The following is a 12918-nucleotide window of genomic DNA, read 5'->3' as shown; positions in this document are numbered from 1 at the left end:
TCGTGCCCTTCTGGAAATGAAATTTAGGGGTTATTTGTTATGTTTGAAAAATTCTTCAGCTTGATTATAAAAACTTAATAATTCAGCTTCCGTAGGATCTGGCGGTATATCATCATAATCCGTATAAGATACATTATTTAGAATAGCTTTTAATTCTAATTCATTGCGATTAAAATCTGTCAAACTATCTATATGCGCCTGCTGTGATAATTTATAATTATCATAATGTTTCTCTATCATCTCAACCGAACTACCAACGTATTTCGCAATTAGATAAATATCTACGCCTTGCATAAGTCTTTTTGTTATAAACGTATGGCGACAACTGTATAAAGTATAATGAGTATTTATTAAATTACTTTCTTTTAAATAATCTGTGAATTGTTTAAAAATATCGCTAAATTCTGCGATTTTATTAAAAGAAGTTTCTAAAATCAATTTATTACTATATATAAAGTTGTCAATTGTAATATTTTTATCTTGTTGTGTGATTTTTCCAATATTAACAATTGAGTTAATAGCTTTTGAACTTAAAGCAATAACACGACCATTCGAATATTTTTTCGTCTTGCCTTTGCTGATTTTCACAAGGTAATTATCATTTTCTATCAATAAATCATCTTTGTAGTAAGAATGTTTTTTCTTCTTGATATCATTAAAACGTAAATTTATAAATTCTTCGCCAGTCCTCAATCCCGTTTCTAATAATATTAGAAAATATTCATTAAGTATTTTTCTGTATTCAACAGTCTTAAAATTAGCTTTTCGTCCATTTTTTTCGATTTCGTGAAAGTTTGGTAGATGCTCTAAAATAATCTTTAAATCTTCATCATTAAAAGCGTCTCTTGCCTCAACTTTAAAAGATTTTACCTTCGGAATTATAGGAATATCATTTTTCTTAATTATTTTTTCTTCTTCTAAATATTCCAGTATCATTTTAAAACAAGTTTTATTAATATTTTTTCTCGTGACAGATAATTCTTGACTATCAAAATAATCCCTTATTTTTTTAGTTGTAAAATCAACGATTTCGACATTTTTAAAGAATGGAATGATAAAATTTGAAAAGACTGTTTTATAGTCTTTATAGATTTGTAGCTGTGTTTTTTTACTATCTAACTGAATAATTACATTATTTACAATATCTTCAATGTAAATTTTTTTATTAGCTAAAATAGCTAATCCTTGCTTATTTCGGTTTTCGAGTTCGGAACGGAGTTCCCAAGCTCTGAACTTCGCTTCGTCTTCGTCTGACACTCCTAAGCTTCGCTTAATTTCTACTCCATTCACTCGTATACGAGCGTAAAAATTATTTGAGTTTTTAACTCTATAAATAGCTAAACTCTTCGCTAAACGCTCGTATTTTGCTACCATATGGCAATCTCTTATGTAAATAGTTGTATAGTAAGTTGTATAGCAACTTTAAATAACTACATAAGACTATGATTTTCAAGGGCTTTTGTAAAGACAGTATAAGTTCAAAATCCGTTGCCTTCGGGTGTGGCGGTTCGAGTCCGCCTACTGGTACCAACATAAAAAAGCGCTTACTTCGGTAAGCGCTTTTTTTTGCCTATTTAGTGCCCATCAAATTAATGGTCATCAAAACCATGAAGCACATAGTCTGGTAAATCTTCTTCATTCGGTATTGGTGTCGAAGCGCCTGTTTCATCAATCGCAACAAACTTAAACATCCCTTCTGTCACTTTTTCGCGCTGACCAATACGGCCACGACGAACCCAAGCTTCAACAAGAATATTCATCGACGTACGACCCACTGATTCTACTGTCGTATAGACACCTAGAATATCACCGACTTTGACAGGTCGAATAAAACTCATACTATCCAAAGCCACTGTTACAACACGAGATTGAGCTCGCTGTCCGGCACATATACCCGCTGCAATATCCATTTGCGAAACTACCCAACCACCAAAAATATCACCGGCAGGATTTGTATCCCCTGGCATCGCGACCGTCCTAGTCGTAAGACGACCCTTTGCCTTTTCTTCCAACCCTGACATAACGCTCTCTCATCGGTTTTTATCGTTTTTGGACACTGCTTATCGGCTCTGTTTTAAAAAGCACAGAGCAAAAAAATAATATCACAGACAACCCAAAACACTTACCGTAATAAGGGAAAATATCAAAGCGCCTTAACCACATCTGACTCATAATAAATCGCTGTTCCAGTCACTTCTGCCGTAGGAAAAGAAAAGCTTGAACCGATGGAAGTACCAACTCCACCGCCACTGCCGACAGCCAAGCCAACGCCTGTACCTAAACGTCGAAACGACAACTGCGTAACGCCATCCAGAATCACACCATTTGCACCAATCTTAGCCGCCTGCTCTCGCATCTCTAGAGTGGCTTTTTCCTTCCTAGACGCTTCTGAGAAGCCATTGTCACTCGATGCTCGCACACTACCAATTATTTCATAGTCGAACGCAGGCGCTTCTACAAACACAGACACTTGATCTACTTCAGTCTCTGGACGCTGCTGCCCCGTGACCACATGAGACCCGGAAGCGCAGCCGAACAAGAGCACAGGCAATGCCAATACTGATAGGTATTTTATACGTTTCATCATTTTACCAACCTCATCTGAAGTTCAACATCACGACAGTGTTACATAAATAGAATGAAAGCAGATAGATAACACTGTGGATTTTTGAACAGAAGGGATACAAACAAACTAAATAACCCACAAGCGAGTAGACTACTTCTTATCTATGATCAAAGCGAAAGTGTCATCAATAGGATTAGACTCAATAGCACAGACCACCAAAGCAACTTCACACACCAAAAAACGATATGAAAGCAACGAGGTTCAGATGAGCGAATTATTAGAAAAAGACATTTCATGCCCTTATTGCGGCGAAAGTATCGACGTCGTCATTGAAATACTAGAGGAAAATCAAGAATACATTGAAGACTGCCAAGTCTGCTGCCGACCCATTGTCTTCAATATTGAAGTAGCATTTGATGGCTCACCTTCGATCTCTGTCCACTCGGAAGATGAGACGTATTAATAACTGAAGATAAAAGTCACCCAATAAACTTGCAGTATAATGTCAGTGTTGAATTTTTCAAAAAATAACATATGTAACAAAAAGAAAGAACTGAATAAAAAAGCAGGAAGATATTACTAGGGATTGAGCAAGATAAGAAAGTGCAGGCAAAAAAAAAGGCACCATAAATGGTGCCCGGGACCGGAATCGAACCGGTACGCTTATTCAGCGCAAGATTTTAAGTCTTGTGTGTCTACCAATTTCACCACCCGGGCATATCTGATTTTGGAGGCCGGAGTCGGAATCGAACCGGCGTTAACGGAGTTGCAGTCCGCTGCATGACCACTCTGCCATCCGGCCTCTATCAGAAATTCTTTTGATTGGAGCGGGAAACGAGGCTCGAACTCGCGACCCCAACCTTGGCAAGGTTGTGCTCTACCACTGAGCTATTCCCGCGTCTCAAAAGACGGTGCCTATTCTATGTATTTGAGCTTTCACGTCAAGGGAAAAATCCAAATAAATAACTAACTTAAGCACTTTTTCATAATCTGTTTAATTTTTGTGCGACTCTTTAGACATTAGCTCAGGCCACGCCGCCTTTAAGTATATATACATTGACCAAAGCGTTAACAACGCCGCTGCGATTAATACCGCCTCCCCAACATGCGCCATCAAAGTATCAGGACGACTTCCCAGGAGAATGAAAATGGCCAGCATTTGCATCGTGGTTTTTAGCTTACCAATATAAGACACTGCGACGCTGGCTCGCTTGCCCATTTCTGCCATCCATTCACGCAGTGCAGATATAACAATTTCTCGACCAACGATAACGGCACTGGCCAATGTCAGCAGTGGATTCGCATAACTCGCCACCAGCATAACCAAGGCAATCGACACCATAAGTTTATCCGCCACTGGATCAAAAAAAGCGCCAAACGCGGTACTCTGATCAAGCTTTCTCGCTAAATACCCATCCAACCAATCGGTGATGGCGGCCAGAGCAAAAATAATGGCACAGGCGTAATAGCGCCCTTCCCACGGCAAATAATAAACAGCCACTAAGATTGGAATCATGAAGATCCGTACGGACGTCAAAATATTCGGTATGTTCATTTTATTCCTAATAATTACGCTAAATGCACCAACACTTAACCAAACTTAACTTTTATGAAGGTAAAGGTAAATTTCTTCTGCTTTTTTAGCACTAATTCCTTTTACCTTTGAAATATTTTCTTGGCTCGCAGACAACAACTCTTGATAACCGCCAAACGCAGTCAACAGCTCTTTACGGCGATTGGGGCCTATTCCAGGAATATCCTCAAGCACCGAATGTCGACGCTTCTTATCTCGTCTACGGCGATGGGTTTTTATTGCAAATCGATGGGCCTCGTCTCGTATGTGCTGAATCAAATGTAAGGCAGAGGAATCAGGTGGTAATACCACCTCGTCTTCTTTTGAACCTATGTACAATGTTTCCAGACCCGGCTTACGAGTATCACCCTTTGCTACGCCCAATAAAAAGATATTGACCAACCCCAGCTCTTTCAAAACCTCTTCCGCTTGGGTTAATTGACCTTTACCACCGTCTATAAGCAATACATCCGGAGCATCAAGCTCACCACTTTTAACGCGCTTATAACGACGCATCAACGCTTGCTTCATCGCACCGTAATCATCGCCAGGCTCTACACCTTCGATGTTAAAAGAGCGATAGCGTTTTTTATCCGGCCCATCAGGCCCAAACACTACACACGATGCGACGGTTGCTTCACCACTAGAGTGGCTGATATCAAAACATTCCATGTGCATTGGTGGCTCATAAAAGCCCAACAATTTTTGCAACGCAGTTATACGGCTAAAATGGTTACGTTTGTCGGATAAACGCGCCTGCAATCCTTGCTCAGCGTTTAACTTCGCCAATTCAAGCCATCGCGCACGTTGACCTCGAACATTGTTCAACACTTCAATTTTCTTCTGAGTGGTTTCAAAAATACCTTCCACCAACGCATCACTATCTTCTAGTTCATGACTAATGATAAGCGTCTTAGGTAACTCTTGAATACCTCCAAGGTAAAATTGAGCAATAAAAGACGACAATAATTCACCTTCCGTGATCTCAATCGGCATTTTAGGGTAGTAACTTTTACTACCAACGACTTTGCCTTTACGTACCATCATCACATGAACACACAACCCGCCCGGCTGAATGATGGAGGCGATGACATCTGCTTCGCCCGTTTGCCCATAAACATGCTGCTGCTCTTGAATGTGTTTAAGCTGGATAACTTGGTCACGTAACTCCGCAGCGCGCTCAAATTCCATGTCCGCTGCTGCGGCACTCATTTGAGAAGTAATCTCGGTCGTGAGCTCTTGGTCTTTTCCCTGCAAAAACATGCGGGCGTGACGAACATCAAGATCATATTGTTCATCGCTGATCAAACCGACACAAGGCCCAGAGCAACGTTTAATCTGATACTGCAAGCAAGGTCGCGATCGATTGGCGTAGGTACTGTCTTCACATTGGCGCACTTTGAATACCTTTTGCATGGTGTTCAAGCTTTCTTTAACAGCGGTGCCACTTGGAAAAGGACCGTACAAAGTACCTTTGTCCGTTCTATCGCCTCGGCGAAACAATAACGATGGATGAAAGTGATTGGTTAAAAGAATATAAGGGTAGGATTTATCGTCCCTAAGTAAAATATTGTAGGGTGGACGATGCTGTTTAATGAGCGTTTGCTCAAGCAATAACGCTTCCGTTTCGCTTTTAGTCACCGCAATTTCAATGCTGTGAATACGACTCACCAAGGCCATGGTTTTTGTCGTTAACCCTGTCACTCTAAAATAGCTTGTAACACGATTTTTTAAATTTTTTGCTTTCCCAACATACAGCAACTCACCCTTATTATCGTACATGCGATAAACGCCGGGACGAGTGGTTAAGTTGCTGACAAAATGCTTTGGATCAAATTCTGAATGGCTCAAACAAACCTCGTTTTTCGCCTAGCCCATACCAAGCACATTGTAACGTACCGCCAAATGAATAAGCTCGACGTCACTTTCAATACTCAACTTTGTAAAAATACGAGTACGGTAGGTACTTACGGTTTTAGGACTGACATTTAGATGCTCGGCGATTTCATTGGATTTTTTACAGTCCACGATCATCTGAGCCACTTGTAACTCTCGATCTGACAACTGCCCCAATGGCGAACCTTGCCCATCGATGGAAAACTTGGACAGCGCCATTTTTTGCGCCACTGTCTTAGAAATATAATGCTCGCCTTTTGCCACCATCTGAATCGCTTCTAGCAGCTCAGACGTATTGGTACCTTTGGTTAAGTAACCAGACGCACCCGCTTCTAATAGTTTGACTGGGTATAGGTTGTCGTCTAATGCCGATAACGCAATGATCTTTGTTTTTGGCAAAATACGTTTTATTTCTTTCGTTGCCCCTAAACCACCAATTCCCGGCATATGTACATCCATGAGAATGATGTCCGGCAAGAGCGCCTTGGACTGAATAATGGCATCTTCTCCGCTGTGCACAACAGCAACAACTTCTACGCCTTTTACATCTTGCAGTACGCGACTAATACCATGACTAACCACATCATGATCATCAACAATCAATACTTTCAACATAACAACCTCACCAAACTATCCCTTGTTTCAATTTCAATCGTACCTAGAATGAAATCGTGCTCATAGCATCCTGCTAATATAAAATCATATCATCCAATAGAAATATAAACAGAAAAAATGCTCATAACTATTTAGGAAGTTTATCTTTATATCCCATTTCTAATAACTTTTTTTGGCTAATTTCTCGATAACGAATACGCACACCCGATCCATAGGTTTTTTGGGTGTAATAAAGCAATGGTGCAATCTTCTCTTCATCAACGGATAGATCATTGGCAATCTTGGTCGCTAAGTCTTTCACGCTCAGGGTTTGCTTATCTTCAATCATAATGACTTTAGGAATAATCAAACGCTCACCAGCAATCACACGGTCCACTATTTTCAAATAGCTCTGCTCGAACAAAGGCCAAGAAACACGCTCTTCTTCTGACTTAAGTTTGTACCAGCCAGCCTGAGAGCCAGCAAAAAACACCGCTGGATGGCTCCACTTATATTGCAAAGGATCTGTTCGACAAGCACACGCTTCCAGGTACGCAGAACGAGGATCGGCTAAACCATAAGCTTTATAAGCGGTACTAATCAGTTTCAAAAAGTCCGCGATGGTTGGCGGCCATGAATGCTCTTCTTTTGTGCGCTCAACGGCATAAGCAAGCAAAGGTTCTTGAAAGCCCTTTAGCGCAATCGCCCATTCACGTTTGGCTAGCTTCACTTCATCTGGATTACTGTAAGCCGATGCAAACTTATGAGTGTAAATCGCTTTAAAACGCGCAAACAGCATATTCACTAGAACGCGTGTTTGCTGCTCCGCCTCTGTTGGTCCCGACCCACGAGTCGTATTGCCATTATCTGAGGCATAACCTCCATACTCACCAGTCTGTGTCGTGGATGTTGTTGAGGGCGTCACTAACTTGCTCTCTAGAGGTTTTAGTAAATTTTGAACTGCCTGAGGTTCCTTCATATGAAGACCGATCCGATTGTTTGTATTGCCACTGACGTTTTACGTATTTGAAAAACTCACTATTCCAAGTCCTAACATTTTTGCGCTGCTCTTTAATTCTTAGCAAAAACTCAGTTTGCAAAGACAGGGCAAATTCACGAGCAATGCCAGATTGAGCTATTTGCTCTAATGTCGCCTCTTCAGGTTGCCACTGATCCGGCTGTCGAGCACGCTCTTTTTGCTCTAGATACAAATCAAAATCGGTGACGCCTCGGCGGTCGTTAACCACGGGAGGGGAAGACGGCGCATCATATTGTCGAACCGGTTGCTTGGCTGGATAGCTCTTCGGCTGAGGGGTAAATTCCTCAGGCTTATCCCGAGAGGCTTTGTGCAATCGGTCCATTTTATTCATCAAAGAATCGTCTTTTGACATAATATCCGCAGCGGGTTTAACCGCTTGCGCTGCCTTCTGAGGCGATGCCAAATGGATATCTAATATTTCTTCTTGGCGCTGAAAACTTAATAGCTGGCTAATTTGTAAATTTGCCAGTAAGCGCATCAGCATTGGTACCGTCCAAAAGGGTAATTGAACACTGAGACGGCTCATTTCAACTCGTATAGCACTAGAACTAGTAAGGTAGGCTTGCTGTTTCAAAAAAGTCAGCAATACTGTTTCTTCTAACCCAATTTGAGCTGCCATAGAAAATGATATCGGTAATGAATAGTCGTTATCCAACATAAATCTCGCTTCGCCTATTTAGCTCAATAGTCTATCAAAAGCCGTTGCCATAAGCACGACAACCTTGAAGCTACTATCCCATCAATAAAAGCACCACTCCCATCCATAAAAGCACTATTTACTTAGGCGTCCTGTAAGAAAATGGGGATTTTTTAGTTTTTATTGGTTAGATAGACAATCTCACTTGAACTTTGGAACTTTCAGCCTCATATTAAGTCTATTGGTAGTCTTAAACTTTAAAGGAGTAATTCCATGCGTTACACAGAAGCCCTCTCGTCGACACATACGTCACAAGCGGCAAACAAAACGCTCCGCAACACATACGGGCTGTTGTCGCTAACCCTTTTGTTCAGCGCCTTAACTGCGGGCATGAGCATGGCTTACAACCTACCCCATCCAGGCCTAATCATTACCTTAGTGGGCTTTTATGGTTTGCTCTTTTTAACACACAAATTTAAGAACAGCTCACTGGGTATTCTTTGCGTATTTGCCTTAACTGGTTTTATGGGCATCACGCTTGGGCCGATCCTTAGTATTTATATGAGCTTCTCTAATGGTTCAAGTATGATTATGAGTGCATTGGGCATCACTGGTTTATCATTCCTGGGATTGTCCGCTTACGCACTTGTTTCTAAGAAAGACTTTAGTTTCCTTAATGGTTTTATTACCGTTGGTTTCTTTGTACTTTTATTCGCAGTGATTGCCGGTATATTCATTAAAATGCCTGCATTGCAAATCTTCATCTCAGCGGGTTTTGCGCTTTTCTCTGCTGCGGTTATCTTGCTGCAAACAAGCCAAATCGTTCGTGGTGGTGAAACAAATTACATAGTAGCGACGGTTAACTTGTACGTTTCTTTGTACAACATGTTCCTAAGCATATTGTCACTTCTTGGTATGTCTCGCGATTAGTAATCTGCCATATCAATGTAAAAAGGCCGCTGACTGCGGCCTTTTTTATGTGTAAACTTTGCAAAATCGTTCATTAGACTTGTTTTATTAAGGCTTTCTTTTAATGCAGTACACTCTTCTCATCACTGGTTCGCCATACCAAAGCAAGGCATGCCACACTGCTCTTCGCTTTATCGAGGCCGCCATGAAAAAACACCCTGACAGCATCAAGGGCGTATTTTTTTACGAGGACGCAGTATTAATCGGCAATCAAATCGCACAGCCTCCTAGAGATGAACTAAATCTCACTCAAGCTTGGCAAGCGTTAGCCAAACAACACAGTATTCCATTGTATTTGTGTATCGCGGCGGCGGTAAGGCGCGGCATTCTTAATGAAAGCGAAAGTCGTCGTTACGAGATGGATCAACACTCACTTGCAGAGCACTTCCAACTTGAAGGCTTGGGCACGCTTGTCGACCTCATGAACACTACGCATAAAATCATTCAGTTTAGGTAACGTCATGAAACACACCTTAATCCACCTAAACAGCAGCCCTTATTCCAGCCTAGCCTGTAAAGAAGGCTTAGACCTTGCTCTGGTCTTCGCGACCTTCGAACAACCAGTTGACCTTTGTTTGTCCGGTGCTGCTCTGTCGCTTCTCACACGAAATCAAGACCCAACAATTGAACAAGGTAAAAACCTTCATAAATTGTTAGCAGGGTTGGAGTTTTACGACATAGACAATGTCTTTATAGAAAGCGGGAACACTTGGCTAGAAGCCGACAATATCTGGCAAGGTACTCAATCGCTCGACTCCGATAAATGGCAATCGATGTTTTCACAATACCAACAAGTATTCCGGTTTTAATTATGCGACTTCATCAGATAAACCAACTGACTTACCCTTTAATACTAGAAACAACATGGCAAAATAGCCTACAAATGGGCGACCAAATTTTACTCATTGAAGAAGGTATTTTAAGAACCACGCACCATAGTGACGCACTAAAAAAGCTAATCACTGAAAAACAGGTTGCGCTCTACTACCTGAAAAGTGATGCAATGGCTTATGGCTTATTTCCCACTATTGGTATCGCCTTATCTGATGAAGAATGGGTCGATATTACTTTTTCAGCCGACGCAAACATAAGCTGGTGATCACAATGACAGAAAATACGATGATTCTAGACGAAGAAGGCTACTTGTTAAATCTGCAAGATTGGACACCAGAACTGGCCCACCACTTAGCAAAAGGCGTTGATGTAAAACTCACTGACGCTCACTGGGAAATTATTTACCTACTACGAGAATTCTATCAAGACTTTGAGGTCTCACCTGCTATGCGCCCACTGGTAAAAGCCGTGACAAAAAAACTAGGCGCAGAAAAAGGTCGAAGCATTTATCTGATGACGCTCTTTCCTGGCAGCCCACCAAAATTAGCAGCCAAAATCGCAGGCCTTCCAAAACCAGCAAACTGCTTATAGTTCTATTCAACCTCCAGATGGCAATCGCCAGATGACGGTCGCGACTCCCTCATCCGGCTTATCTAAGGTATCGATATAACACTATTTGTGGGTTAGTACTTTCCATACCACTCTAGCTTTTTATGCAAGGTTACCACTTCACCGATAATCAATAAGGCAGGAGACTTCGCTTCATTTTTTATCGAGACGTCGTAAATATCTTTCATCGTCGAAGTGAACACGCGCTGCTCACTGGTCGTACCTTTTTCAACGATCGCTACCGGCATAGAAGGCTTCATTCCAAATCGAATCAAAGACTCACTGATGTCTTTAAGGCCAGTTAAGCCCATATAGATCACCAAAGTTTGCGCTGGATGAATCAACTCTTCCCAAGGTAATTCTGTGGTGCCGTCTTTTAGATGCCCCGTTAGAAAACGGACAGACTGAGCATAGTCTCTGTGCGTCAAAGGAATGCCAGCATAGGCAGCACAACCCGCAGCGGCGGTGACACCGGGAACCACTTCAAAAGGAACGCCTTCTTCAATGAGCTCTTCAAGCTCTTCTCCACCTCGCCCAAAGATAAAAGGATCACCGCCTTTTAGGCGAACGACCATGTTGCCCTCTTTTGCCTTTATAGCAAGAAGACTGTTAATTTCTTCTTGTGGAAGACTGTGCATCGATTTCGCTTTCCCAACGTACATTTTTTCTGCCGTTTCAGGAATAAGTGCAATAATGTCTTTGCCAACCAATCGATCGTACAAAACTACATCGGCCATTTTTAACAGGCGATATGCTTTCAACGTTAATAATTCTGGATCCCCTGGACCCGCACCAATCAAATAGACCTTGCCCGTCATCATTTCCAATATCCACTTATACAAAAAAAGCCTCCTTGAGAGGCTTTTTTATTAGAAAATCCAGCTTACGCTTTTTTCAATACCGATTTACCACCCATGTAAGGCAATAAAACATCAGGAACCGTCACACTGCCGTCTTCGTTTTGATAATTTTCCAAAACAGCAACCAAGGTACGACCAACCGCCAAGCCAGAACCATTCAAGGTATGTGCCAATTCAGGACGCCCAGTTTCTGGGTTACGCCAGCGAGCCTGCATACGGCGCGCTTGGAAGTCACACATATTTGAGCAAGAAGAAATTTCACGGTATTTACCTTGACCAGGTAACCATACTTCAATGTCATACGTTTTGTGAGCAGAAAAACCAAGATCTCCACCGCACAAAATCACGGTACGGTAAGGAAGCTCTAGCTTCTGTAAAATAGCTTCTGCATGCCCTACAAGCTCTTCAAGTACGTCTTCAGAGCGATCTGGACGGCAAACGTGAACTAATTCTACTTTCTCAAACTGATGCTGACGAATCATGCCGCGCGTGTCACGACCATAACTGCCCGCTTCACTACGGAAACACGGCGTATGAGCAACAAACTTTTTATGCAGATCGGTATCATTTAGGATTTCATCACGCACCAAGTTCGTCACTGGCACTTCAGCTGTCGGAATCAAATACAGATCGTTGTTGCCACTGTCTTTATCAACCGGCACTTTAAACAAGTCCGCTTCAAACTTAGGAAGCTGGCCAGTGCCTTTTAAAGAATGCGCATTGACCAAGTAAGGAACATAGACTTCAGAATAACCATGTTCATCGGCGTGCGTATTGATCATAAACTGAGTCAAAGCACGGTGTAGACGCGCCAAATCAGAGTGCATCACTGCAAAACGAGAACCGGTAATTTTCACCGCCGCTTCAAAATCCAGCATACCCATGGCTTCGCCAAGATCAACATGGTCTTTTGGCTCAAAATCAAACTGCTTTGGCACGCCCCAACGACGAACTTCTACGTTGTCATCTTCAGTCTTGCCCTCTGGCACTGATGAATGAGGAAGATTCGGAATGCCTTCTAACAAAGTCTCAAACTCAGTTTGAACTTGCGTCAGTTGGTTTTTTGCCGCTTCAAGGTCATCACCTAGCGTTGACGTTTGCGCCTTTAATTCAGCAGCCTTGTCTTTGTCGCCAGACTTCATGGCTTGACCAATGTCTTTGGACACTGAGTTTCGGGCTTGCTGCAGTTGCTCCGTTTCCATTTGAATGGCTTTACGACGGGCTTCCAAAGAAGAGAAAGTCGCCACATCCAACTCATAACCTTTCTTTTTAAGTTGAGCCGCAATGGCTTCTGGGTCAGCGCGTAATGCTTTAATGTCTAACATCTGGGCAACAATATCC

General features: G+C 42.0%; 16 protein-coding genes and 3 tRNA genes. 6 read left to right on the top strand and 13 right to left on the bottom strand.

What is annotated here, in order from left to right:
• Positions 1 to 30: 30 nt before the first annotated feature.
• The 3 genes from MP3633_RS04975 to MP3633_RS04965 all read right to left on the bottom strand — a co-directional run bounded on the left by MP3633_RS04975 (position 31) and on the right by MP3633_RS04965 (position 2587).
• On the bottom strand, positions 31 to 1374 hold the full coding sequence (locus MP3633_RS04975; RefSeq protein ID WP_176334707.1) for a site-specific integrase: 1344 nt from the start codon (positions 1372 to 1374) through the stop codon (positions 31 to 33).
• Between the two features lie 215 nt (positions 1375 to 1589).
• On the bottom strand, positions 1590 to 2021 hold the full coding sequence (locus MP3633_RS04970) for an acyl-CoA thioesterase (protein WP_176334706.1): 432 nt from the start codon (positions 2019 to 2021) through the stop codon (positions 1590 to 1592).
• Positions 2022 to 2143: 122 nt separating this feature from the next.
• A complete protein-coding gene (locus MP3633_RS04965) occupies positions 2144 to 2587 on the bottom strand; it encodes a hypothetical protein (RefSeq protein WP_176334705.1) in 444 nt (147 codons plus the stop codon).
• A gap of 244 nt (positions 2588 to 2831) precedes the next feature.
• On the opposite strand from MP3633_RS04965, the gene MP3633_RS04960 reads away from it, so the two are divergent.
• A complete protein-coding gene (locus MP3633_RS04960; protein ID WP_176334704.1) occupies positions 2832 to 3029 on the top strand; it encodes a CPXCG motif-containing cysteine-rich protein in 198 nt (65 codons plus the stop codon).
• A gap of 168 nt (positions 3030 to 3197) precedes the next feature.
• Here MP3633_RS04960 and MP3633_RS04955 read toward each other — a convergent pair.
• From MP3633_RS04955 to MP3633_RS04920, 8 genes are all read right to left on the bottom strand, one after another.
• Positions 3198 to 3283: transfer RNA gene (locus MP3633_RS04955), tRNA-Leu, on the bottom strand.
• 11 nt (positions 3284 to 3294) lie between these two features.
• A tRNA-Cys gene (locus tag MP3633_RS04950) sits at positions 3295 to 3368 on the bottom strand.
• A 21-nt stretch (positions 3369 to 3389) separates the two neighbouring features.
• Positions 3390 to 3464, bottom strand: a tRNA-Gly gene (locus MP3633_RS04945).
• Positions 3465 to 3560: 96 nt separating this feature from the next.
• A complete protein-coding gene (gene pgsA / locus MP3633_RS04940; protein WP_176334703.1) occupies positions 3561 to 4121 on the bottom strand; it encodes a CDP-diacylglycerol--glycerol-3-phosphate 3-phosphatidyltransferase in 561 nt (186 codons plus the stop codon).
• A 45-nt stretch (positions 4122 to 4166) separates the two neighbouring features.
• Positions 4167 to 5990, bottom strand: coding sequence for an excinuclease ABC subunit UvrC (gene uvrC / locus MP3633_RS04935; protein WP_176334702.1), 1824 nt, complete (start codon positions 5988 to 5990; stop codon positions 4167 to 4169).
• A gap of 18 nt (positions 5991 to 6008) precedes the next feature.
• Complete coding sequence (locus tag MP3633_RS04930) at positions 6009 to 6650, bottom strand: response regulator (RefSeq protein WP_176334701.1); 642 nt, start codon at positions 6648 to 6650, stop codon at positions 6009 to 6011.
• A 127-nt stretch (positions 6651 to 6777) separates the two neighbouring features.
• Complete coding sequence (locus tag MP3633_RS04925) at positions 6778 to 7554, bottom strand: replication protein P (protein WP_244959844.1); 777 nt, start codon at positions 7552 to 7554, stop codon at positions 6778 to 6780.
• Positions 7517 to 8326, bottom strand: coding sequence for a DnaT-like ssDNA-binding domain-containing protein (locus tag MP3633_RS04920; protein ID WP_176334700.1), 810 nt, complete (start codon positions 8324 to 8326; stop codon positions 7517 to 7519). The genes MP3633_RS04925 and MP3633_RS04920 overlap by 38 nt, the downstream gene beginning before the upstream one ends.
• Before the next feature lie 252 nt (positions 8327 to 8578).
• Here MP3633_RS04920 and MP3633_RS04915 point away from each other — a divergent pair, with 252 nt between their 5' ends.
• The 5 genes from MP3633_RS04915 (at position 8579) to MP3633_RS04895 (ending at position 10699) form a co-directional block, all read left to right on the top strand.
• The gene (locus MP3633_RS04915) at positions 8579 to 9235 is read left to right on the top strand and encodes a Bax inhibitor-1/YccA family protein (RefSeq protein WP_112140308.1); all 657 of its coding nucleotides are present in this window, start codon (positions 8579 to 8581) and stop codon (positions 9233 to 9235) included.
• A 103-nt stretch (positions 9236 to 9338) separates the two neighbouring features.
• Complete coding sequence (gene tusD, locus MP3633_RS04910) at positions 9339 to 9731, top strand: sulfurtransferase complex subunit TusD (protein ID WP_176334699.1); 393 nt, start codon at positions 9339 to 9341, stop codon at positions 9729 to 9731.
• Between the two features lie 4 nt (positions 9732 to 9735).
• Positions 9736 to 10083 carry a DsrE family protein gene (locus MP3633_RS04905; protein WP_112140312.1) on the top strand — a complete coding sequence of 116 codons (348 nt, stop codon included), beginning with the start codon at positions 9736 to 9738 and terminating at the stop codon, positions 10081 to 10083.
• A 2-nt stretch (positions 10084 to 10085) separates the two neighbouring features.
• Positions 10086 to 10373, top strand: a complete 288-nt coding sequence (locus MP3633_RS04900; protein WP_176334698.1) for a DsrH/TusB family sulfur metabolism protein — start codon at positions 10086 to 10088, stop codon at positions 10371 to 10373.
• Between the two features lie 5 nt (positions 10374 to 10378).
• A complete protein-coding gene (locus tag MP3633_RS04895) occupies positions 10379 to 10699 on the top strand; it encodes a TusE/DsrC/DsvC family sulfur relay protein (RefSeq protein WP_112140316.1) in 321 nt (106 codons plus the stop codon).
• Between the two features lie 92 nt (positions 10700 to 10791).
• Here MP3633_RS04895 and cobA read toward each other — a convergent pair whose 3' ends face one another.
• Positions 10792 to 11559, bottom strand: coding sequence for a uroporphyrinogen-III C-methyltransferase (gene cobA / locus MP3633_RS04890; RefSeq protein ID WP_239495573.1), 768 nt, complete (start codon positions 11557 to 11559; stop codon positions 10792 to 10794).
• A 41-nt stretch (positions 11560 to 11600) separates the two neighbouring features.
• Positions 11601 to 12902, bottom strand: coding sequence for a serine--tRNA ligase (serS, locus tag MP3633_RS04885; protein ID WP_176334697.1), 1302 nt, complete (start codon positions 12900 to 12902; stop codon positions 11601 to 11603).
• Between the last annotated feature and the right edge of the window lie 16 nt (positions 12903 to 12918).

The sequence above is a fragment of the Marinomonas primoryensis genome (genome assembly GCF_013372285.1).
Lineage (GTDB): Bacteria > Pseudomonadota > Gammaproteobacteria > Pseudomonadales > Marinomonadaceae > Marinomonas > Marinomonas primoryensis.
This window is presented reverse-complemented; position numbering and strand designations above follow the sequence as displayed.

What these genes read in the sequence shown, in the direction of transcription:
- MP3633_RS04975 (WP_176334707.1), bottom strand. Translation starts at nt 1,374, where the DNA reads ATGGTAGCAAAATACGAGCGTTTAGCGAAGAGTTTAGCTATTTATAGA.
- MP3633_RS04970 (WP_176334706.1), bottom strand. Translation starts at nt 2,021, where the DNA reads ATGTCAGGGTTGGAAGAAAAGGCAAAGGGTCGTCTTACGACTAGGACG.
- MP3633_RS04965 (WP_176334705.1), bottom strand. Translation starts at nt 2,587, where the DNA reads ATGATGAAACGTATAAAATACCTATCAGTATTGGCATTGCCTGTGCTC.
- MP3633_RS04960 (WP_176334704.1), top strand. Translation starts at nt 2,832, where the DNA reads ATGAGCGAATTATTAGAAAAAGACATTTCATGCCCTTATTGCGGCGAA.
- pgsA (WP_176334703.1), bottom strand. Translation starts at nt 4,121, where the DNA reads ATGAACATACCGAATATTTTGACGTCCGTACGGATCTTCATGATTCCA.
- MP3633_RS04930 (WP_176334701.1), bottom strand. Translation starts at nt 6,650, where the DNA reads ATGTTGAAAGTATTGATTGTTGATGATCATGATGTGGTTAGTCATGGT.
- MP3633_RS04920 (WP_176334700.1), bottom strand. Translation starts at nt 8,326, where the DNA reads ATGTTGGATAACGACTATTCATTACCGATATCATTTTCTATGGCAGCT.
- MP3633_RS04915 (WP_112140308.1), top strand. Translation starts at nt 8,579, where the DNA reads ATGCGTTACACAGAAGCCCTCTCGTCGACACATACGTCACAAGCGGCA.
- tusD (WP_176334699.1), top strand. Translation starts at nt 9,339, where the DNA reads ATGCAGTACACTCTTCTCATCACTGGTTCGCCATACCAAAGCAAGGCA.
- MP3633_RS04905 (WP_112140312.1), top strand. Translation starts at nt 9,736, where the DNA reads ATGAAACACACCTTAATCCACCTAAACAGCAGCCCTTATTCCAGCCTA.
- MP3633_RS04900 (WP_176334698.1), top strand. Translation starts at nt 10,086, where the DNA reads ATGCGACTTCATCAGATAAACCAACTGACTTACCCTTTAATACTAGAA.
- MP3633_RS04895 (WP_112140316.1), top strand. Translation starts at nt 10,379, where the DNA reads ATGACAGAAAATACGATGATTCTAGACGAAGAAGGCTACTTGTTAAAT.
- serS (WP_176334697.1), bottom strand. Translation starts at nt 12,902, where the DNA reads ATGTTAGACATTAAAGCATTACGCGCTGACCCAGAAGCCATTGCGGCT.